Here is a 17,635-nt window from a genome sequence, read left to right as displayed (position 1 = left end):
CAAGGCAACTGTCAGCGTTGATCGAGAGACAGGCCTTCATTGAGAGGTGAGGTACCAGGCCCAGGGTTCACGGCTTTCGTAGCGGGTGATCTGCTTGGTTTCCAGGTAGTTGTCCAGGCCCCATTCGCCCAGTTCACGGCCGATGCCGCTGCGCTTCACGCCGCCCCAGGGCAGTTCGCTGAAGGTCGGTTGCGAACAGTTGATCCAGACGATGCCGGCCTGCAGCCTGCGGGCGAGTCGTTCGCAGCGTTCGAGGTCGGCGGACATGACGGCGGCGGCCAGGCCGAACTCACTGTCGTTGGCCAGGCGCAGGGCGTCGGCCTCGCTGTCGAAGGGGTTGACGCAGACCACCGGGCCGAAGATTTCCTCGCGCCACAGGGCGCAGTCCAGCGGTACGTCGGCGAACACCGTCGGCTGCATGAACCAGCCCTGCTCGAGGCCCGCCGGCGGCTTGCCACCGCAGACCAGGCGCGCGCCATCGGCGATGCCCTGGGCGATCGCGGCGCTGACCTTGGCGTGCTGGCCGGCGCTGACCAGCGGGCCCAGCAGCACGCCGTCCTCCAGACCGTTGCCGATGCGGATCTTCTGCGCTTCCTCGCTCAGGCGCTGCAGCAGATCGGGGTACAGCGCGCGTTCCACCAGCACGCGTGACGTGGCGGAGCAGACCTGGCCCTGGTTCCAGAAGATGCCGAACATGATCCATTCCACCGCCGCTTCGATATCGCTGTCGGCGAAGACGATGAAGGGCGACTTGCCACCCAGCTCCAGGCTGATGTTCTTCACCTCGCGGGCGGCGGCCTGCATGATCCGGCTACCGGTGGGCAGGCTGCCGGTGAAGGCGATCTTGTCGACGCCCGGGTGTTCCACCAGCGCCGCGCCGGCTTCGCTGCCGAGGCCGGGCAGGACGTTGAGCACGCCGGGCGGCAGGCCGGCATCGTTGGCGATGCCCGCCAGTTCCAGGGCGCTCAGTGGCGTCAGTTCAGAAGGCTTGAGGACCATGGCGCAGCCGGCGGCCAGCGCCGGGGCGACTTTCCAGGCCGCCATCAGCAGGGGGTAGTTCCAGGGGATGACGGCTGCGGCCACGCCCACGGGTTCGCGCACCACGCTGGCGCGAAAACGGGCATCGCCCAGAGGGACGGCGCGCTCGTCGTCGTCCAGGCCGGCGGCGAGCTCGGCGTAGAAGTCGAAGCAGCCGGCGGCGTCGGCGATGTCCCATTGCGCCTCGGGTAGTGGCTTGCCGTTGTCACGCACCTCGAGCAGCGCCAGTTCGTCCTGGCGGGCACGGATGCCGTGGGCGATGCGCCTGAGCACGGCGGCGCGCTGGCGACCGCCGAGGCGCGGCCAGTCGCCCGCGTCGAAGGCGCGCCGGGCCGCACGCACGGCCAGGTCGATATCGGCGCGGCCGGCGGCGGCAACCCTGGCCAGCAGGCTGGCGTCGCTGGGATCGAATACGTCGAAATGCTCGCCGCTCTGCGCGGCGAGCCACTGGCCATCGATGAACAGGTAGGGGCGCTCGAGCATGTGGGCTCCTTGCCGAAAAAAGAGGGGAGGTCGATGTCGCGGGGGAGGGTAGCGCATACCGCCGGGGGCGGCAGGCGCAGGTGGCCGGCGGCGGGCGCCGCCGGCCGGGGGCTTACTTGAGCTTGGGCAGCTTTTCGTCCGGCAGGGCGTAGCTGTGCTTCTCGTGGATCATGGTGGCGATCAGCGCGTAGAGGCTGACGCCGGCCACCAGCAGGCTGATGAAGACCAGGATCGCGGGCTTGTCGGCGAAGGTGAATACGGCGCTGGCGCCTTCGTAGGTCGTGATGCTCATGCTGTGTTCCTCGCAATGGGCCTGGCCGCGTGTGCGGCCAGGCTAGGGAAAGAGTCAGGCGGATTTCGGCTCGGCGGTGGCCAGCGGAGCCGGCTCGCTGCCGCCGACGCTGGTGCTCGGGCCATACATCGAGGTCCATTCCGGGTAGGCCTGGGCCGGTACTTCGGTCAGGTCCAGGCCACGTTCCTCGGCATGTGCCGGTACGCGCAGCAGGTCGGCCTTCTTCAGCGCGTAGGACAGCAGGTAGCCGGGGATGAAGCCCAGAGCTGCCATGACCACGGCGCCGCCGAGTTGGCCGAGGAAGCTGATCGGCGGCATGCCGTTCACGTTCGGGTAGCCGGCGAGGAAGATGCCGCTGATGACGATGCCGGCGAAACCGCCGAAACCGTGCACGGCGAAGGCGCCCACGGCGTCGTCGAGGCGGAACTTGAGCAGCAGGTTGTTGACCAGCGGCGCGGTGGCCGACACGGCCATGCCGATCAGGTAGGCCAGGCCGGGGTGGTAGAGATCCAGACCCGGTGCCACGGAGATGATGCCGACCAGGCCGCCGGACATCATCCAGAACGGCTCGCGGGTGGTCAGGTAGGCGCCGATCAGGCCGCCGGCGAAGCCCATCAGGGTGTTGAAGGCGAAGGCCGAGAGGTTGGTCGGCTGGCCGTAGATGTTGATCCACTGCGCGCCCGAGTTGTAGATGATGCAGCCGCCGAGGAAGCCGAAGAAGCCGACGATGATCAGCATCAGGCCGACCACGCTCATCGGCATGCTGTGGCCGACGATGGCATTGGCGCTGCCGTCGGCGTTGAAGCGGCCGATGCGGGCACCGAGGTTCATGACCACCGCCAGGGTGAAGAAGCCGGCGATCATGTGCACGCAACCTGCCGCGCCGACGTCATGGAAGCCCCATTTGACGGTCAGCCAGCCTTCCGGGTGCCAGCCCCACGCCGCCGCCAGCAGCCAGAGGAAGCCGCCGAGGAAGATGGTCATGATGATGAAGGCGCTCATGCGCGTCCGTTCGATCAGCGCACCGGAGAGAATCGAGCCGGTGGTGGCGGCGAACATGGCGAAGGCGGCCCAGAAGATGCCGGTGGCGTTGTCGCTGATGTTCGGCCCCATGGACTGGCTCCAGGGCATGCCGGCGAGGATGGCGTCCATGCGCGGCACGATGCCGTCCGGGAAGCCGTTGTAGACCGCCCAGCCGAGCAGGAACACGCTGGGGACGATGAAGCCGAAGGCGAGGATGTTCTTGACGCCGGCGGCCAGCGCATTCTTCAGGCGCGACGCACCGATCTCGTACGACAGGAAGCCCACGTGAATGCAGATCATCAGGGCGATGCACCACCAGTAGAATATTTCCATATTCAGGGTGTTGGTCATCTCTATGAGGGCCTGTAGCTCCTCCAGAGTGGGTGTCTTCTGCTCTTCCATCTATCAATCCTCGATGCTGTTCTTGGAATAGGTGTCGGTCATGGCAGTGCGTTGAAGGGCGCTCGGACGCTTTTATTTATCTGTAGTTATAAAAAATTCCCAAAGAGAATAGGCAATCCTTGTGCCAGAAGTGCCGTCTGGCGCCAGCGCCGGGGACGCTGGCCACGGCTGGAAAAGCTGGTCAAAAAATGCCCCGTTAGTGTTCAGTTAGGGGGCATCACGCCTGAAAATGGGTCGTTCTTCAGCGGTTCTGCTGCAACATGCCCTGGATCTGTTGCACCGATTCCTGGGTGCGCCGGGCCAGGTTGCGGACCTCGTCGGCGACCACCGCGAAGCCGCGTCCCTGTTCGCCCGCGCGCGCGGCTTCGATGGCGGCGTTGAGGGCCAGCAGGTTGGTCTGTTCGGCGATGCTCTTGATCACCCCGGCGACCTGGGCGATCTGCCCGTAGGTGGCCTGGATGCTGGCCTGTTCACGCTCGTGCATGTGCGCGGCGGCTTTCTCGTCGCTGATCTCGCGCACCGCGCCGGTGACGTAGAGCAGCTTGCCCTGGGCATCGCGCAGGCAGCGGCCGCGCTCGCGGAACCAGACTTCGCCCCGCGTCTTGTGCTGCATGCGGTACTCCACGGCGTAGAAACCGTCGCCGCTCTTGTCCACCATCGAGGCGTTGAAGGCCTGCATCACGGCTTTCAGGTCGTCCTGATTGACCACCTTGAAGTAGCTGTCCCAGCCGTCGGGAAACTCGGCGCGGTTGTAGCCGATCAGTTCGCGGAACTGCTCGGACCAACGGATGAGGTTCTGCGGGTGGTCCGGGTCGCCATCGACCACGTTCATCGCCCAGCAGCCCTCGGTCAGGGTGCGCTTGGTCAGCTCCCAGACCTGACGTTCTTCCTCCCAGTGCGCGCGCTCTTCCAGGAAGCCCTGGTTCTGCGCCTGGCTGGCGTGCAGCTCCTCCTGCAGCCGTGCACTCTGCTGCTCGGCCTGAAGCAGGCGGCGCTGCAACGCCGCATAGTCCTCGGCGCTGCAGGGTGCGGCAGGCTGCTGCTCGCTGTGCTGGCGAATGCGCTGCAGCTCGTCCCAGTCGCGTTGCAGGCGCTCCAGGCTGCCGAGCAACTGCGGTTGCTGCTGCAGGTGCGGGCGGGCGCCTGCCGGTTGGCGGTGGCTGAGCAGGTGCTCGAGCCACTGGTTGAGTTCACTGGCCAGGTTTCGGGTCGTATTGCTGAACCACATCGGCCGATCCTCCTTGGACGTTGACGAGGGTGCTGGGGAGTTGCCAAGCAATTCCCTGTCCAAGTCGCGAGGTCGTCGTTCGCGATGTTGCCGCGAACGGCCGACTCTCAGCCGCGCACACGGCTCTTGTCCGGGTCGAAGGCCACCGTGCCGTGGGCGACGCTGGCGCCGATGCGCTTCTGCTGGCCGTCGAGCTTGCCGATTTCCACACGGGTGCCCGGTTCGCAGTAGTCGACTGCCAGGCGGCACAGGGCGATGTTCTTGCCCAGGCTGGGCGAGCGCGTGGCGCTGGTCACCACCCCGACCTGGGCGCGGCCAACGTGCACGCAGTCGCCATGCGCAGCCGGCTCGTTGCCGTCCAGCTCAAGGCCGACCAGACGCTGTTGCGGGTGCTCCTTGCGCCGCAGCAGAGCCGCGCGGCCGATGAAGTCGTCCTGCTTGCTCTTGAGGGGCACGCAGAAACCGATGCCGGCCTCGAACGGGTCGGTCTGGTCGCTGAATTCGTAGCCGGCGAAGATCAGTCCGGCCTCGATGCGCAGCATGTCCAGCGCATGCAGCCCCAGTGGCGCCAGGCCCAGCGGCTCGCCGAGCTGCCAGAGGCGCTGCCAGACCTGCATGGCGTGGTCCGGGTGGCACCAGATTTCATAGCCCAGCTCGCCGGTGTAGCCGGTGCGCGACACCATCACGGGCGGGCCGTCATAGCCGTCCAGGCGGCCGATCAGGAAGCGGAACCAGCCCAGCTCCTCCAGCGTCGGCTGGGTCGCGGGCGTCCAGATCATCTGGCTGAGCAGGGTGCGGCTCAGCGGGCCCTGCACGGCGATGTTGTGGATCTGCTCGGAAGCGGACTTGATCCATACCTTCATGCCCAGTTTCGCCGCCTGCTGGCGCAGCCACTCGCCGCCGAAGTCCTCGCCGCCGATCCAGCGGAACGCATCCGCGCCGAGGCGCAGCAGCGTGCCGTCGTCGAGCATGCCGCCGTGCTCGTAGCACATGGCGCTGTACACCACCTGGCCGACCGCCAGCTTGCGCACGTCGCGGGTCAGGCAGTGATTGAGCAGCGCTTCGGCGTCGGGGCCGAGCACCTCGAACTTGCGCAGCGCGGAGAGATCCATCACCGCCACGCGTTCGCGGCAGGCCTGGTATTCCTCCAGGGTGCCGTAGCCGTCGAAGTGGGTCGGCGTCCACCAGCCGCGGTAGTCGATGAACTGGCGGGTGAGGGCGCTGGTGCCAGGGTGAAAGCCGCTCTCCCGGGTCAGCACCGGGTCGGCATCGGGTGTCATGCGGTTGGCCATGGCGATACTGAAGCGCTCCTTGTCGGAATACACGCGAATGTGAATGTCGGTCGGCTGCCAGCCGTTGGCCGGGTCGATGTCGTCCGGGCACGCGCTGCTGGCGCAGACCAGCTCGCGCATGGCCTTGAGCAGCACGTAGTCGCCAGGGCGCGACCAGGGCTCGTCGAGGGTCAGCTGCTGGTGCGCGTCGACCCCGGTGTTGAAGAAGAAGTTGATCGCCGGCCAGCCGCGCCGGCCCTGCACGCCATGGGCGGCGAGGGTACGGCTGATGTTGTCGCTGCAGTTGGCGTGGCCGAAGTAGCCCTGCGTTTCGTAGTAGCGCGCGGTGCAGGCCAGGGCGAAGGTGTCGTGCCGGCCAACGGTGTCGCGCACCACTTCCAGCATCGGCTGCAGGTCACGGTCGAAGAACTTGCTGAACAGGCCGGGGCCCGGGTAGGCGTTGCCGTTGAGGGTGCGGGTGACCGTGGGGTCGAGGTCGATCTCCCGCCCGGCGTCCAGGCCGCGGCGGTCGAAGGCGACGAAGTCCGAGCATTGCCGCCCAGCGACGTCGAGCACCTGGATGTACTGGCCGGGGGCGACGACGTAGTCGCGCGCCGTGCCGGGGGCGAGGGTGAACTCGTCGATCACCTCGCCGAGCGGAGCGGGCAGGGCCGGCAGCAACAGGCTCGCCGGATTGGCGCGCTGGATGATCAGGCGCAGTTCGCTGGCGCGTTGCTGCGCGTCCACGGCCACCGGCGCGCCAGGCGCCGCGACCACCACCAGCACTGCCGCGCTGCTGGTGAAGGCGCGGCTGAAGCCGGCAGGCGTGCCCGCTGGCCACAGGCGCGCGGCGGGCGGCAGGTGGCGGCAGTCGACCCGGCGTTTGTCCAGGCCGCTGGCGACGTGCAGCGACTCACGGCTGCCGTCGCTGAGCAGGCGGCCGATGAAGTCGGCGCCGGCGCTGCCCTGCAGACCGAGAGCGGCGAGCGCTTCGCGGCCGTTGTCGTCGAAGGCCAGCAACTCGCCGCACTGATCGCCTTCGCGGTCGATCACCTCCAGGCGGTCGCCGGGTTCCAGGGCGATCACCGTCAGGCCGCCGGGGGCGACGCGATGACGCTCCAGCCCCGGCGTGCGGGCGAACAGCGCCGGCTCGTGCGGCCGGCTGATCACAGGTTGCAACATGAGAGGCTCCGCAAGGATGGAGGATGAGGCGGCGGTTTTTCGCAGGAGCCGGCGTCAGCTGACGGCCTTGATGGCCGCCTGGGGCGCGTCCGCCAGGTAGGCCGCGAGCGAGTCGTCCAGCGCTTCCAGCCAGGAGGTGTGGTGCGGCGTGGCCAGGGTGCCGGTCATCAGTGAGCGGTGGCACTTGTTGCGGTAGCCCATGATGTCGTCGTACTTGTCGTGCTTCCACTCGAGGAAGGTCTGGTTCACCGCGGCGATGTCGAAGCTCGGGTAGTCGGTGGCATCGATCAGCGTCTGGATGTACTTGCCCTGGAATTCGAACATTTCCTGGGCGTTCTTCAGGGTCAGTTCTTCCTCGCGCCAGGCCAGGTCCTCGGCGTGCATGGCCGCCTGCTCGGGCAGGGCGATGCGCCCGAGGATCACGTCGCGGGCGTACCAGGCCTGGGCATCGAACATGTTGAAGCTGTACCACTGGTCCTGCATACCGAGGTAGATCAGTTTCGGGTTGTCTTCCCACAGCACGCCCTTGTACAGGTTCAGGGGCCACAGGCGGTTGTCGGTCTTCAGCCGCAGCGCCTCCGCGAGGAAGGGGAAGTGGTGCTTGTAGCCGGTGCACAGGACGATGGCGTCGATGTGCTTGCTGGTGCCGTCGGCGAAGAACGCGCTGCTGCCCTGGACGTGCGTCAGCAGGGGTTTCTCCTCCCAGTTCTCCGGCCACCGGTAGCCCATCGGCGCGGTGCGGTAGCAACTGGTGATCGAGCGTGCGCCGTACTTGTAGCACTGCGAGCCGATGTCCTCGGCCGAATAGCTGGAGCCGACGATGAGCACGTCCTTGCCCTTGAATTCCAGGGCGTCGCGGAAGTCATGGGCGTGCAGCACGCGCCCGGCGAAGCTCTCGAAACCCTCGAAGTAAGGCACGTTGGGCGTGGAGAAATGGCCGCTGGCGACCACCACGTAGTCGAAGCGCTCGGTGCGGGTGAGGTCCTGGTCATAGCTGTGCACGGTGACGTCGAACTGGCCGCTGGCCTCGTCGAAGCTCACCCCGCGCACGGCAGTGTTGAACTGGATGTAGCGGCGCACGCCGGCCTTCTCGACGCGCCCCTTGATGTAGTCCCACAGCACTTCGCGCGGTGGGTAGGAGCCCATGGGGCGGCCGAAGTGCTCGTCGAAGGTGTAGTCGGCGAACTCCAGGCATTCCTTCGGTCCGTTCGACCACAGGTAGCGGTACATGCTGCCGTGCACGGGTTCGCCATGCTCGTCGAGGCCGGTGCGCCAGGTGTAGTTCCACATGCCACCCCAGTCGCTCTGCTTTTCAAAGCAGACCAGCTCCGGGATGTCCGCGCCTTTGGCCGCGGCGGACTGGAAGGCACGCAACTGGGCCAGGCCGCAGGGGCCGGCGCCGATGATGGCGATGCGAGTGGTCATGGTGGGTCTCCCGTGCTGAGGGTTTTAATGATTTTCAGGAAATAAAAGTTCCTTGTGGGAAATACGATACGGCCCTGACACCGGCCTGCAATTCGCTCGGAAGGAATACCTCCTTGGGGGTAGGCGGACGTCAGGCGCTGCCCCGCAGCGGGGCGTACCGGCGTCGCGCTGGTGCGCTGCGGCGGCGTCAGTGATTTCTCTAAAGGAAATAATCTTTCTTGTCAGTGCTTTGCGAAGCGGCGTCGGGGCATGGAATTTGCTGGTCCCATCCACCATCACGGGCCATGGCGGAGAGCGCATGCTCCAGTTGCTACTGCGTACTTTCCTGGTTGAGCGTCGACCGCGAGACGTGCCGGAACCGCCGGCCTATCGCCAGGCACTCGCCGCATTGCCCCTGCGTCTGTTGCAGCAGGCCGGTGCCGATGCGCCGTTGCTGGAGCTGCTGCCGCATCTGCAGCGGGCATTGCAGGCGGCGGCCGTGCAGCTGTCGATGCCGCAGCTCGGTGCACCCGGCTGGCGCCACCTGGGGACAGCGGAAGACTGGGTGGCGGGCGACTGTCCCGCGCACTGCATCGAGCCGCCCTTGCCGGGCCGGGTGCGCCTCTGCCCGGGCTGTCTGGCCCAGGGCCGCTACCGTGCCCTGGCCGGCCTTTATCAGGAGGACCGGCAGGGCGCGCTGTTGCGGGTGGATTTCCCGCAGCGCCCGCAGCTGTGGCAGCGCGAGCTCCTGCGTGAGATGAGCCGCCCCCTGGGCGAGGCGTTGCAGGCTTTCGCCGAGGAGCGGCGTCTGCGCCGACGCGAGCTGAGCGCCGAGCGCGGCGTGCTGGCGCGGGAGCTGCACGACTCGGTGGCACAGCAGCTCAGTTACCTGCAGATTCGCGCCAGCCGCCTGCAGACCGTGCTGGACGAGCGCCAGCACGATGCCGCGCAGGCCATGCTCGATGACTTGCGCGACGGCCTGCGGGTCATGCACCGGCAGGTGCGCGAACTGATCAGCAGCGCGCGGCTGACCATGGATGGCCGCTCGCTGCGCCAGGCGCTGGAAAGTTCGGTGGAGGAATTCTCGCGCAGCAGCGGCTGCGTCTTCAGCCTGGACAACCGCCTGCCGGACCATGCGCTGCCGAGCGAGGCGCAATTGCAGGTGCTGCAGATCGTGCGCGAGGCGCTGGCCAACGTCGTGCGCCATTCGCATGCGCGGCAGGTGTGGATTCGCCTGCGGCCACAGGGCAGCGGCGCAGTGGTCGAGGTGCATGACGACGGTGTCGGCTTGCCGGTGCAGCCGCCCGAGGGCGGGCATTTCGGCGTGACGATCATGCGTGAGCGGGCGGCGGCCATCGGCGCGCAGCTGTCGATCGAGTCGGCGCCGGGGTGCGGCACCTGCGTGCGCCTGCACTGGGGGCGGACATGAGCGCGCCCTTCAGCCTGCTGTTGATCGACGATCATCCGCTGCTGCGTCGCGGGCTGGCCGAGCTGTTCGAGTCGTCCGGGGAATTCCGCGTGGTTGGCAGCGTCTCCGGCGGCGCCGCAGGCATCGAGCTGGCGCGGCGCGTGGAGCCGCAGATGATCCTGCTCGACCTGCACATGCCCGGTCTGGATGGCCTGGACACCCTGCACATGCTCAAGCTCGACCTGCCGGCCAGCCGGGTCATGGTGCTGACCGCTTCGGCCGCCCGTGACGATCTGCTGGCCGCGCTGCGGGCAGGTGCCGATGGCTATCTGCTCAAGGACCGCGAGCCGGAGGAACTGCTGGATGCGGTGCGGGCCTGTGCCAGTGGGCAGGCGCGGCTCGATCCGGCGCTGTCGGCGCTGCTGGCTGGCGGCATGCGCGATGACGTGTCGCACGAGCCCGCGCGTGTCGAGCTGACCGAGCGTGAGCGACAGACGCTGGCGCTGATCAGCGAAGGCTTCAGCAACAAGCTGATTGCCCGGCAACTGGGTATCAGCGAGGGCACGGTGAAGGTCTACGTGAAGCATCTGCTGAGCAAGCTCAACCTGCGTTCGCGCCTGGAACTGGCGGCCTGGGCGCATCGCAGCCAACTGATCGATGGCGCGGGAGGGCAGTGATGAAGCGGCTGATCCATTATCTGGGCCGCCTGGGTGGCCGCGTGGCCAGGGCCGAGGCCGGCGCGCTGGGTTTCGATGAACTGCCGGTGGCGCTGATACAGCTGGACGCGGCCGGGACGATGCTGCGCGGCAATCGTGGCTGGGAGCTGCTCAGCGGGCGGCGCGTGGGCGACTGCCTGGGCCTCGACCACCGCCAGTTTCTGCACATCGAGGATCGCAACCTGTGGCAGCAGGCGATGCAGGGCCTGGAGACAGGTGCGGCACCCTGGGTCGGCAGCCTGCGTTACCTCGGCCCGGCTGGCGAGCTGCACTGGGTCGAGGTGCGCCTGGCCCGGCGGCCGGGGGGCTTTGTCGCCAGCCTGGCCGACATCAGCGCCCAGGTCCCCGTGCACCAGCAGTTGCAGGCGCGCCATCGCAGCCTCAACAACCTGCTCGATGGCCTGCCGCTGATGGTCTACCGCTGCCGCAACAACCGCCACTGGAGCATGGAGTACGTCAGCGCCGGCTGCCTGGAGCTGACCGGCCATGCACCGCAGGCGCTGGTCGACAGCCAGAGCCTGACGTTCAACAGCCTGATTCATCCGCAGGATCGCGAGCGGGTCTGGCGTCGTGTCCAGGAGGGCGTGCGCGCCGCACGACCATTCGCCTTCGACTATCGCCTGCTGTGCGCCGATGGCAGCGAGAAGGCGGTCAGCGAACGTGGCCGTGGCATCTATTCGGACCTCGGCGATCTGCTCGGGCTCGAGGGGGTGGTGATGCAGCGCGACCTCGACCCGGCCTGCGTGCAGGAGATCGTCGCCGGTTTCTACTGACAGCAAGAACGTTCAAGACCCGACCCGGACCGCCTGGCTAAGCTCGTCTGCCCAAGGAGGTTCCATGTCCCGTCAACACGAGTTCACCCAGGGTGCCCGCGATATGCTGCCCATGCTGCTCGGCGCCATTCCCTTCGGCATCATCTTCGGCAGCCTGGCCGGTTCCGCCGGGCTCGATCCCTGGCAGACGCAGGGAATGTCCCTGCTGGTCTTCGCCGGCTCGGCGCAGTTCATCGCCATCAGCCTGCTGGCGGGCGGTGCCGGCATCGCCGTGGTGCTGCTGACCACGTTCGTGGTCAACCTGCGCCATGCCCTGTACAGCGCCAGCATGCAGCCCCACGTGCGCCACCTGCCCAAGCGCTGGCGCATGCCGCTGGCCTTCTGGCTCACCGACGAAGCCTACGCGGTGGTGGTGCAGCGTTATGCGCGGGGTGACCAGGGCGCCCATCGCCACTGGTATTTCCTCGGCGCGGCGCTGGCCATGTACTGCAACTGGCAACTGTGCACGCTGGTCGGCGTGCTGTTCGGCCAGGCCGTGCCGAACATCGGTGCCTGGGGCCTGGACTTCGCCATGCTGGCGACCTTCATCGGCATCGTCGTGCCGATGCTGCGCAACCAGCCACAGGTCGCCGCCGCCCTGGTCGCGGCAGGCGTCGCGCTGGCCTGCCATGCGCTGCCCTACAAGCTCGGACTGATGGCCGCCGCAGCCAGCGGCATCGTCGTCGGGGTATGGCTGGAGCGGCGTCGGCCGCTGCTGCAGGAGGAGCTGGTCTGATGGATATCTGGTTGCTGATCCTCGGCATGCTGGCGATTACCTTCGTCACCCGCTACAGCCTGTTCGCTTTCCCCGACCTGCGATTCCCGCCCCTGGTCCGGCAAGGGCTGCATTACGTGCCGACCGCCGTGCTGAGCGCCATCGTGGTGCCGGGCATGCTGTTGCCGGACGGGCAGCACTGGGCGCTGAGCTGGAACAACGCCTACCTGCTGGCCGGCCTGGCGGCCATCGCCATTGCCGCCTGTACCCGGCATCTGCTGGCGACCATCGGCGGCGGCTTGCTGGTGTTCTTCCTGTTGCGCTGGGCCTTCGGGCAGCTGCCCATCTGACGACGGGCGGTGCCAGCGTCGCGCCTCGCGGCCCTCTACACCAGCGCGCTGACCTTCAGTTCGCGTTGGCTCAGGCGCAGGTAGTGTTCGCTGGCCTTGAGCAGCAGGGCCTGGTCGTCGACGCTCAGCTCCTGATGTTCACGGCCTTCGGCCTGGCTGCGGTACAGGCTCTCGCCAGGGCGGCGCTGCAGGCACTGGTAGCGTTGCTGGCGCGCCTCCACCTTGAGGCTCAGCAGGTCGACGTAGGCGACGCGCATCTCGTCGCTCTGCCCGGTTTCCAGGGCACTGCGTTGCAGCGGCGGCGTGTGGGTGAAGGGCGAGGCCGACAACATGACGTGCTGGCACTCCTGCAGGTCCGGGCGATGCTCGCCGTCGAGCAGCCAGCGGCCACGCAGATCGCGCTGCAGGCAGATGCGGCGCTGGCCGTGGTTGTCGACCTTGAGCCAGAGGCGGCGGAAGCGCCAGCGTGCGTCACAGTCGATCAGGTAGTTGGCAACGATGCTGTTGCCCTTGATCACTTGCATGAGGTGGCTGGTCGCGTGGATGCCGTGGGCATCCTGACTCAGGCGCAGGGTTTCCACGCCGGGGGTGTGCCAGGGTTTCCATACCAGGGTCTGCTGCATCGGTCGACTCCATGCCGAGCGCGAAACAGGAGGGAAGGGCGACTGCGCGCAGAACACGTTCCCTCGTGTTCCATGAGTTGTTATGGCGCGCAGGATAAAGCGATGGCAATGTGATGTCTGTCAGCATTTGCTGACAATTGCGCAATTTTTTGCGCTGCAGCTTCAGGCTTTTCGGGTGAGCGGTTGCTGCTCGAAGGTGACGCCTTCCAGGCCGTGGGCCTGCAGTGCGCGAATGTTGCCGTGGTCGCTGCCCTGCGGCGTGGCCAGCACGCTGCGGTAGTGCTCGCCGAAGGCGCGCAGCGCTTCTTCCTGGCTGAAGCCTTCCAGCAGTGCCAGGCCCAGGGTCTTGCACGAGCCTTCGTTCTGTCCGGCGGCGTTTTCCACGGCGCCATTACGGAAGGCGCTGGGCTGGTAGTCGTAGTGCTCGGCGACGAAGGCCAGGGTTTCGCTGAAGGCGAAGTCGTCCTGCAGCAGGCGGCTGCGCAGGGCGCTGAGAGCGGTCATCAGTGTTTTCCTTGTTCGAATGCGGCCTTCTGTTCGGCCGATGCTTCTGTCTGGTATTTGGCTTTCCAGTCGGCGTAGGGCATGCCGTACACCATCTCGCGAGCCTGATCGACGCTGACCTCGAGGCCCTGGTCGTCGGCCGCGGCCTTGTACCACTTCGACAGGCAGTTGCGGCAGAAACCGGCCAGGTTCATCAGGTCGATGTTCTGCACGTCAGAGCGCGTGCGCAGGTGCTGCAGCAGGGCGCGAAAGGTTGCGGCTTCCAGTTCCAGACGTTGTTGTTCGGTCATGGCGGGCTCTCCGGGATTAGATGGCGGCGATGATAAGAGCCTCGCCGGGAGGCAGCAAGCCGCCGTCAGCGATGGCCGGCGAGGGTGATGGACACCGATTCGGCGAAGCGCAGGGCATGGGGTTTGTCCACTTCCACCTCGGCGTAGCGCACGGCCTGGTGGGCCATGACCAGGTCGAGAATCTCCTGCGTCAGGCGTTCCAGCAGGGCGAAGCGGTTGCCTTCGACATGGGCGATGATCGCCTTGGTGATGGTGCGGTAGTTGAGGGCATGGTCGATGTCGTTGACTTCCACGGCATCGACGGCCGGATAGAGGATGGTCAGGTTGATCAACACGTCCTGCTTGTTGTTGATTTCCTCTTCCTTGATGCCGATGTAGGTGCGCAGGCGCAGGTCCTTGACGCGGATGCGCGCCATTCCGGGTTCCAGTCGCGGCATTAGTTGTTCCGTCCGATCAATTGCAGGAATTCGTGACGAGTGTTGCAGGACTCGCGGAAAGCACCAAGCATTACCGAGCTGCTCATCACCGAGTTCTGCTTCTCCACGCCACGCATCATCATGCACATGTGCTTGGCTTCGATCACCACGGCGACGCCGGCGGCGTTGGTCACGCGGGCAATGGCATCGGCGATCTGCTTGGTCAGGTTTTCCTGGATCTGCAGACGCCGCGCGTACATGTCGACGATGCGCGCCACCTTGGACAGGCCCAGCACCTTGCCGGTGGGGATGTACGCCACGTGCGCCTTGCCGATGAAGGGCAGCAGGTGGTGCTCGCACAGCGAGTACAGCTCGATGTCCTTGACGATCACCATCTCGTCGTTGTCGGACTCGAACAGCGCGCCGTTGACGATCTCTTCCAGCGACTGCTGATAGCCATGGCAGAGGTACTGCATGGCCTTGGCCGCGCGTTTGGGCGTGTCGAGCAGGCCTTCGCGCTCGGGGTTTTCACCGAGGCCCTTGAGAATTTCGCGGTAGTGCTGGGAAAGGGGTTCGCTCATGGCAGTGTCCTGATGAGTGGGCGCCTCACTTGAGGTGGCGACCACCATTGAGGGTAAGGGTGGTTCCGGTCAGGTAGGGGTTGTCGAGCAGGTAGCGCAGGCTCTGATAGAAGGCCTGTGGACCGGGCTCGATACCCAGCGCCGATTTCTCCAGGGCCTTGGCGCGATAGGCCTCGTCGTCACCTGCGTTGAACATCAGCAGTGCCGGGGCGATGCCATTGACCTTGATACGGGGGGCCAGGCGCGCGGCGAACGACAGGGTCAGACTCTCCAGGCCGGCCTTGCTGGCGCAATAGGCCGAACGATTGGCGCTGCCCTTGCGCACCACGTCGTCGCTGACGTGGACGATGTCCGCCTGTTCGGACTGCAGCAGCAATTCGCTGCAGTGCAGGTTGATCAGGTAGGGCGCGAGCATGTGCACGGTGAACAGCTGGCGGAAGACTTCGGCTTCCGAACCTGGCGTTTCCGCCAGCCACTGCGAGGCGTTGTGCACGATGGCTCGCAGGCCTCGGCACTGGGTCCTGAGCTGTTCGATGAAACGCATGATGCCGGCTTCGTCACTGAAGTCCGCCTGCAGGGCAATGGCGCCACGCTCACGCAAGCGCGCGATGCTGTCGCGTTCCTGGCGATAGCTGATGATCACCGGTTGACCCTCGTCGAGCAGGCGCTCGGCGCAGTACAGGCCGACCCGCTGGCCGGCACCGGTGATCAGAATGGGTAAAGAGGCAGCGCTCATGTGCGACTCACGCAGAAAGGGCGAAGGCCTGGCTGTACCGCCCTTGGGTACCTGACCAGTGGCAGGCGGCACGCACCAAGCCATGGACAACGCTATACCAGAGCTGCCTCTTGTACAACCATGTGAAGCATGCGGGTTTAGCGTCTGGGTCAGCTGGATTGCCCATTCTGCTGACTTTAAAGGCTTTTTTGCTCAGTTATGCTCGGCAGATTGTTGTGCTTTATTTGTACATTTATTGGTTTGTGTATAGGTTTTTGGCGGCCAGCGGGCAGAACGCAACCGGCCAGCACAGGGCTGGCCGGTCGTCGAAACGGTCAAGGGTCAGGGTTTGCCGATGCTGGCGGCACGCCTGCTCAGACGCGTCTGATAGTTGCCTTGCAGCCAGGGTTCGAGCAGCCGGGTCGAAAGCGGTATGAACAGGTAGGTCATCAGTGGCGTCAGGGCCAGTGTCGACAGCAGTATGCGGGTCACCAGCGACAGGTCCGCCAGCCAGGGGCCGAACAGCAGGTTGAAGGCCAGCGAGACGGGAAAGAAGGCCAGCCAGATGGCCACGCTCTGTTTCCAGCGCGGAGGTTGGCGAAGGCTGCTGCCGAACCAGGCATCGAGGCCGACGGCGCGTTTCTCCTGAGGCTGGGCGAACAGGCCGGCGCCCCGTGCCAGCCAGGCCTGGCGCGAGGCCGAGTGTTCCCAGGAGGCCATGGTCTGCTCGTCGCTGAAGCGGAACACGATCTGGAATTCGTCGTCACCTGGCGGTGGCGCCAGTACGCCGGAACCGAGATAGCCGGGGAAGTCGGTGGCGAGGTGCTCGCCTTCACGCAGCCAGGCGATGAAGTCGTGATAACGACCGTTGGCGACGCGGCGCGCCACCATGAGGGTAACAGGGGACATTGTGTATCTCCTCGAATGTTGCCTTGGCCGGGTAGGGCATCAGGCGCTGTCGGGCACGGGGTGCTGTGCTCGACGAAAAATGCAGCAAGGATTATTCCGGTTTTGTGCAAATAAGCCAGCCCCCTCATATGGCGCGGGCTCACAGCCGCCAGGCGCGCAGGCAGGCACTGTCGAGCTGCACCCATGCAGGGCGCATGGCGCCGGTAGAGCTGCATTGTTGTGCAGCGAACGGCGTTGTATAGGGTGTGTGCACAGGCTGGGTTACAATGCCGGCCTGTCACTTGCCGCGATGCCCGAAGCCATGTCCGAACTCGCTGGTGTCACTTCACTTGCGTCCAATGCCTTGAAGCAGGAAGAGCTGTTCCCGATCCGCGAGGTGTCGCGTCTGACCGGGGTCAACCCCGTCACCCTGCGTGCCTGGGAGCGGCGCTACGGGCTGATCCAGCCGACGCGTACCGACAGTGGCCATCGCCTCTACTCCCAGGCCGACATCGACGCGGTGCGCAGCATCCTGGCCTGGATCGAGCGTGGTGTTGCGGTCAGCAAGGTCGGTTCCATCCTGGCCAAGAGCGCCAGCAGCCGCACGGCACCGGCGCCGGCCTACGGCGAGGTCAGCGGTGACGACTGGAGCCAGTGGCAGGAGCAGCTGCGCAGCGCCCTGCAGCATTTCGACGAGGCCAGCGTGGCGCGCCTGTATGGGCAGATCTTCTCCTGCTACCCCTTGCCGGTGGTGTTCCAAGACATCCTCATGCCGGTCTGGCAGGAGCTGCTGCTGCGCCAGGACGATCCGGGCCAGCGCAGCGAATGGCTGATGCTCGATGCCTTCCTGCGCGGACGTTGCTGGCAGCGCCTGCAGCTGGGGCGCGACGAGTCGCGGCAGCGCGTGCTGCTGGTGGCATTGCCGAATCACTGTCGGGAGCTCGAACTGCTGGTCGCGGCGCTGCTGCTCGGCAGTCATGACATCGACGTGACGGTGATGGGGCCGGGCACGCCGCTGACCGACCTGGCGCTGGTCTGCGAGCGCATGCAGCCGCACGCACTGGTCATCTTCAGCCAGCAACCGCCTGGCGACGAGTTGCCACGACAACTGACGCGTCTCGCGCTGGGGCTGCAGTGCCCATTGTTGCTCGCCGGGGAAGGGGCCGATCTGGCCGAGGAGAGCCTGGCCGGCTCGCCAATCGCCTGCCTGGGGAGCGAGGCGCGGCTGATGCAGCGGCGCCTCCAGCAGTTCCTGGCCGGTCATCTCGATACCTGAACGGCCCGGCCGGTGCTG

18 protein-coding genes and 1 pseudogene are annotated in these 17,635 nt (G+C 66.3%); 6 read left to right on the top strand and 13 right to left on the bottom strand.

The window, feature by feature from the left end; all coding sequences use genetic code 11:
- Nucleotides 1-36: 36 nt before the first annotated feature.
- The 6 genes and pseudogenes from FIV02_RS13480 to FIV02_RS13455 all read right to left on the bottom strand — a co-directional run bounded on the left by FIV02_RS13480 (nt 37) and on the right by FIV02_RS13455 (nt 8,344).
- The gene (locus FIV02_RS13480; RefSeq protein ID WP_152488892.1) at nt 37-1,521 is read right to left on the bottom strand and encodes an aldehyde dehydrogenase family protein; all 1,485 of its coding nucleotides are present in this window, start codon (nt 1,519-1,521) and stop codon (nt 37-39) included.
- 112 nt (nt 1,522-1,633) lie between these two features.
- Nucleotides 1,634-1,813: a hypothetical protein gene (locus FIV02_RS13475; protein WP_037048173.1), complete on the bottom strand. Its 180-nt coding sequence runs from the start codon at nt 1,811-1,813 to the stop codon at nt 1,634-1,636.
- A gap of 54 nt (nt 1,814-1,867) precedes the next feature.
- The gene (locus FIV02_RS13470; protein ID WP_037048171.1) at nt 1,868-3,238 is read right to left on the bottom strand and encodes an ammonium transporter; all 1,371 of its coding nucleotides are present in this window, start codon (nt 3,236-3,238) and stop codon (nt 1,868-1,870) included.
- A 250-nt stretch (nt 3,239-3,488) separates the two neighbouring features.
- Nucleotides 3,489-4,070 (bottom strand): annotated as a pseudogene (locus FIV02_RS25295) (PAS domain-containing methyl-accepting chemotaxis protein); the annotation flags it as partial.
- A gap of 503 nt (nt 4,071-4,573) precedes the next feature.
- Nucleotides 4,574-6,919: a DUF1989 domain-containing protein gene (locus FIV02_RS13460; RefSeq protein ID WP_152488890.1), complete on the bottom strand. Its 2,346-nt coding sequence runs from the start codon at nt 6,917-6,919 to the stop codon at nt 4,574-4,576.
- 54 nt (nt 6,920-6,973) lie between these two features.
- Complete coding sequence (locus FIV02_RS13455) at nt 6,974-8,344, bottom strand: NAD(P)-binding domain-containing protein (protein WP_152488889.1); 1,371 nt, start codon at nt 8,342-8,344, stop codon at nt 6,974-6,976.
- 298 nt (nt 8,345-8,642) lie between these two features.
- On the opposite strand from FIV02_RS13455, the gene FIV02_RS13450 reads away from it, so the two are divergent.
- The 5 genes from FIV02_RS13450 to FIV02_RS13430 all read left to right on the top strand — a co-directional run bounded on the left by FIV02_RS13450 (nt 8,643) and on the right by FIV02_RS13430 (nt 12,324).
- Entirely contained in the window at nt 8,643-9,752 is a 1,110-nt protein-coding gene (locus tag FIV02_RS13450) for a sensor histidine kinase (RefSeq protein WP_152488888.1), read from the top strand.
- The gene (locus tag FIV02_RS13445) at nt 9,749-10,408 is read left to right on the top strand and encodes a response regulator (RefSeq protein ID WP_037048164.1); all 660 of its coding nucleotides are present in this window, start codon (nt 9,749-9,751) and stop codon (nt 10,406-10,408) included. Before FIV02_RS13450 ends, FIV02_RS13445 begins: the two co-directional genes overlap by 4 nt.
- A complete protein-coding gene (locus FIV02_RS13440; RefSeq protein WP_152488887.1) occupies nt 10,408-11,220 on the top strand; it encodes a PAS domain-containing protein in 813 nt (270 codons plus the stop codon). The genes FIV02_RS13445 and FIV02_RS13440 overlap by 1 nt, the downstream gene beginning before the upstream one ends.
- A gap of 64 nt (nt 11,221-11,284) precedes the next feature.
- On the top strand, nt 11,285-11,995 hold the full coding sequence (locus tag FIV02_RS13435; RefSeq protein WP_037048161.1) for an AzlC family ABC transporter permease: 711 nt from the start codon (nt 11,285-11,287) through the stop codon (nt 11,993-11,995).
- Complete coding sequence (locus FIV02_RS13430; protein ID WP_047591165.1) at nt 11,995-12,324, top strand: AzlD domain-containing protein; 330 nt, start codon at nt 11,995-11,997, stop codon at nt 12,322-12,324. The genes FIV02_RS13435 and FIV02_RS13430 overlap by 1 nt, the downstream gene beginning before the upstream one ends.
- A 35-nt stretch (nt 12,325-12,359) precedes the next feature.
- Here FIV02_RS13430 and FIV02_RS13425 read toward each other — a convergent pair whose 3' ends face one another.
- The 7 genes from FIV02_RS13425 to FIV02_RS13395 all read right to left on the bottom strand — a co-directional run bounded on the left by FIV02_RS13425 (nt 12,360) and on the right by FIV02_RS13395 (nt 16,362).
- Entirely contained in the window at nt 12,360-12,947 is a 588-nt protein-coding gene (locus FIV02_RS13425; RefSeq protein ID WP_037048154.1) for a putative glycolipid-binding domain-containing protein, read from the bottom strand.
- Between the two features lie 162 nt (nt 12,948-13,109).
- Entirely contained in the window at nt 13,110-13,451 is a 342-nt protein-coding gene (locus FIV02_RS13420) for a HopJ type III effector protein (RefSeq protein WP_047591163.1), read from the bottom strand.
- A complete protein-coding gene (locus tag FIV02_RS13415) occupies nt 13,451-13,741 on the bottom strand; it encodes a DUF1244 domain-containing protein (protein ID WP_047591161.1) in 291 nt (96 codons plus the stop codon). The genes FIV02_RS13420 and FIV02_RS13415 overlap by 1 nt, the downstream gene beginning before the upstream one ends.
- A gap of 65 nt (nt 13,742-13,806) precedes the next feature.
- Complete coding sequence (gene folX / locus FIV02_RS13410; protein WP_037048148.1) at nt 13,807-14,178, bottom strand: dihydroneopterin triphosphate 2'-epimerase; 372 nt, start codon at nt 14,176-14,178, stop codon at nt 13,807-13,809.
- Nucleotides 14,178-14,738 carry a GTP cyclohydrolase I FolE gene (gene folE / locus FIV02_RS13405; RefSeq protein WP_218571690.1) on the bottom strand — a complete coding sequence of 187 codons (561 nt, stop codon included), beginning with the start codon at nt 14,736-14,738 and terminating at the stop codon, nt 14,178-14,180. The genes folX and folE overlap by 1 nt, the downstream gene beginning before the upstream one ends.
- Before the next feature lie 25 nt (nt 14,739-14,763).
- Nucleotides 14,764-15,474, bottom strand: a complete 711-nt coding sequence (folM, locus tag FIV02_RS13400; RefSeq protein WP_152488885.1) for a dihydromonapterin reductase — start codon at nt 15,472-15,474, stop codon at nt 14,764-14,766.
- 321 nt (nt 15,475-15,795) lie between these two features.
- Nucleotides 15,796-16,362, bottom strand: coding sequence for an antibiotic biosynthesis monooxygenase (locus FIV02_RS13395; protein WP_037048141.1), 567 nt, complete (start codon nt 16,360-16,362; stop codon nt 15,796-15,798).
- Between the two features lie 301 nt (nt 16,363-16,663).
- On the opposite strand from FIV02_RS13395, the gene FIV02_RS13390 reads away from it, so the two are divergent.
- On the top strand, nt 16,664-17,617 hold the full coding sequence (locus FIV02_RS13390) for a MerR family transcriptional regulator (protein ID WP_172979153.1): 954 nt from the start codon (nt 16,664-16,666) through the stop codon (nt 17,615-17,617).
- The last annotated feature ends 18 nt before the right edge of the window (nt 17,618-17,635 follow it).

Origin of the sequence: Pseudomonas sp. THAF187a (genome assembly GCF_009363395.1) — a bacterium.
In the GTDB taxonomy this organism is placed as follows: domain Bacteria; phylum Pseudomonadota; class Gammaproteobacteria; order Pseudomonadales; family Pseudomonadaceae; genus Aquipseudomonas; species Aquipseudomonas khazarica.
The sequence above is the reverse complement of the archived record's forward strand: the minus strand, read 5'-3'. Positions and strand labels throughout refer to the sequence as shown.

What these genes read in the sequence shown, in the direction of transcription:
- FIV02_RS13475 (WP_037048173.1), bottom strand. Translation starts at nt 1,813, where the DNA reads ATGAGCATCACGACCTACGAAGGCGCCAGCGCCGTATTCACCTTCGCC.
- FIV02_RS13455 (WP_152488889.1), bottom strand. Translation starts at nt 8,344, where the DNA reads ATGACCACTCGCATCGCCATCATCGGCGCCGGCCCCTGCGGCCTGGCC.
- FIV02_RS13480 (WP_152488892.1), bottom strand. Translation starts at nt 1,521, where the DNA reads ATGCTCGAGCGCCCCTACCTGTTCATCGATGGCCAGTGGCTCGCCGCG.
- FIV02_RS13430 (WP_047591165.1), top strand. Translation starts at nt 11,995, where the DNA reads ATGGATATCTGGTTGCTGATCCTCGGCATGCTGGCGATTACCTTCGTC.
- FIV02_RS13425 (WP_037048154.1), bottom strand. Translation starts at nt 12,947, where the DNA reads ATGCAGCAGACCCTGGTATGGAAACCCTGGCACACCCCCGGCGTGGAA.
- FIV02_RS13395 (WP_037048141.1), bottom strand. Translation starts at nt 16,362, where the DNA reads ATGTCCCCTGTTACCCTCATGGTGGCGCGCCGCGTCGCCAACGGTCGT.
- FIV02_RS13460 (WP_152488890.1), bottom strand. Translation starts at nt 6,919, where the DNA reads ATGTTGCAACCTGTGATCAGCCGGCCGCACGAGCCGGCGCTGTTCGCC.
- folE (WP_218571690.1), bottom strand. Translation starts at nt 14,738, where the DNA reads ATGAGCGAACCCCTTTCCCAGCACTACCGCGAAATTCTCAAGGGCCTC.
- folM (WP_152488885.1), bottom strand. Translation starts at nt 15,474, where the DNA reads ATGAGCGCTGCCTCTTTACCCATTCTGATCACCGGTGCCGGCCAGCGG.
- FIV02_RS13390 (WP_172979153.1), top strand. Translation starts at nt 16,664, where the DNA reads ATGTCCGAACTCGCTGGTGTCACTTCACTTGCGTCCAATGCCTTGAAG.
- FIV02_RS13450 (WP_152488888.1), top strand. Translation starts at nt 8,643, where the DNA reads ATGCTCCAGTTGCTACTGCGTACTTTCCTGGTTGAGCGTCGACCGCGA.
- FIV02_RS13435 (WP_037048161.1), top strand. Translation starts at nt 11,285, where the DNA reads ATGTCCCGTCAACACGAGTTCACCCAGGGTGCCCGCGATATGCTGCCC.
- FIV02_RS13470 (WP_037048171.1), bottom strand. Translation starts at nt 3,238, where the DNA reads ATGGAAGAGCAGAAGACACCCACTCTGGAGGAGCTACAGGCCCTCATA.
- FIV02_RS13415 (WP_047591161.1), bottom strand. Translation starts at nt 13,741, where the DNA reads ATGACCGAACAACAACGTCTGGAACTGGAAGCCGCAACCTTTCGCGCC.
- FIV02_RS13420 (WP_047591163.1), bottom strand. Translation starts at nt 13,451, where the DNA reads ATGACCGCTCTCAGCGCCCTGCGCAGCCGCCTGCTGCAGGACGACTTC.
- FIV02_RS13440 (WP_152488887.1), top strand. Translation starts at nt 10,408, where the DNA reads ATGAAGCGGCTGATCCATTATCTGGGCCGCCTGGGTGGCCGCGTGGCC.
- folX (WP_037048148.1), bottom strand. Translation starts at nt 14,178, where the DNA reads ATGCCGCGACTGGAACCCGGAATGGCGCGCATCCGCGTCAAGGACCTG.
- FIV02_RS13445 (WP_037048164.1), top strand. Translation starts at nt 9,749, where the DNA reads ATGAGCGCGCCCTTCAGCCTGCTGTTGATCGACGATCATCCGCTGCTG.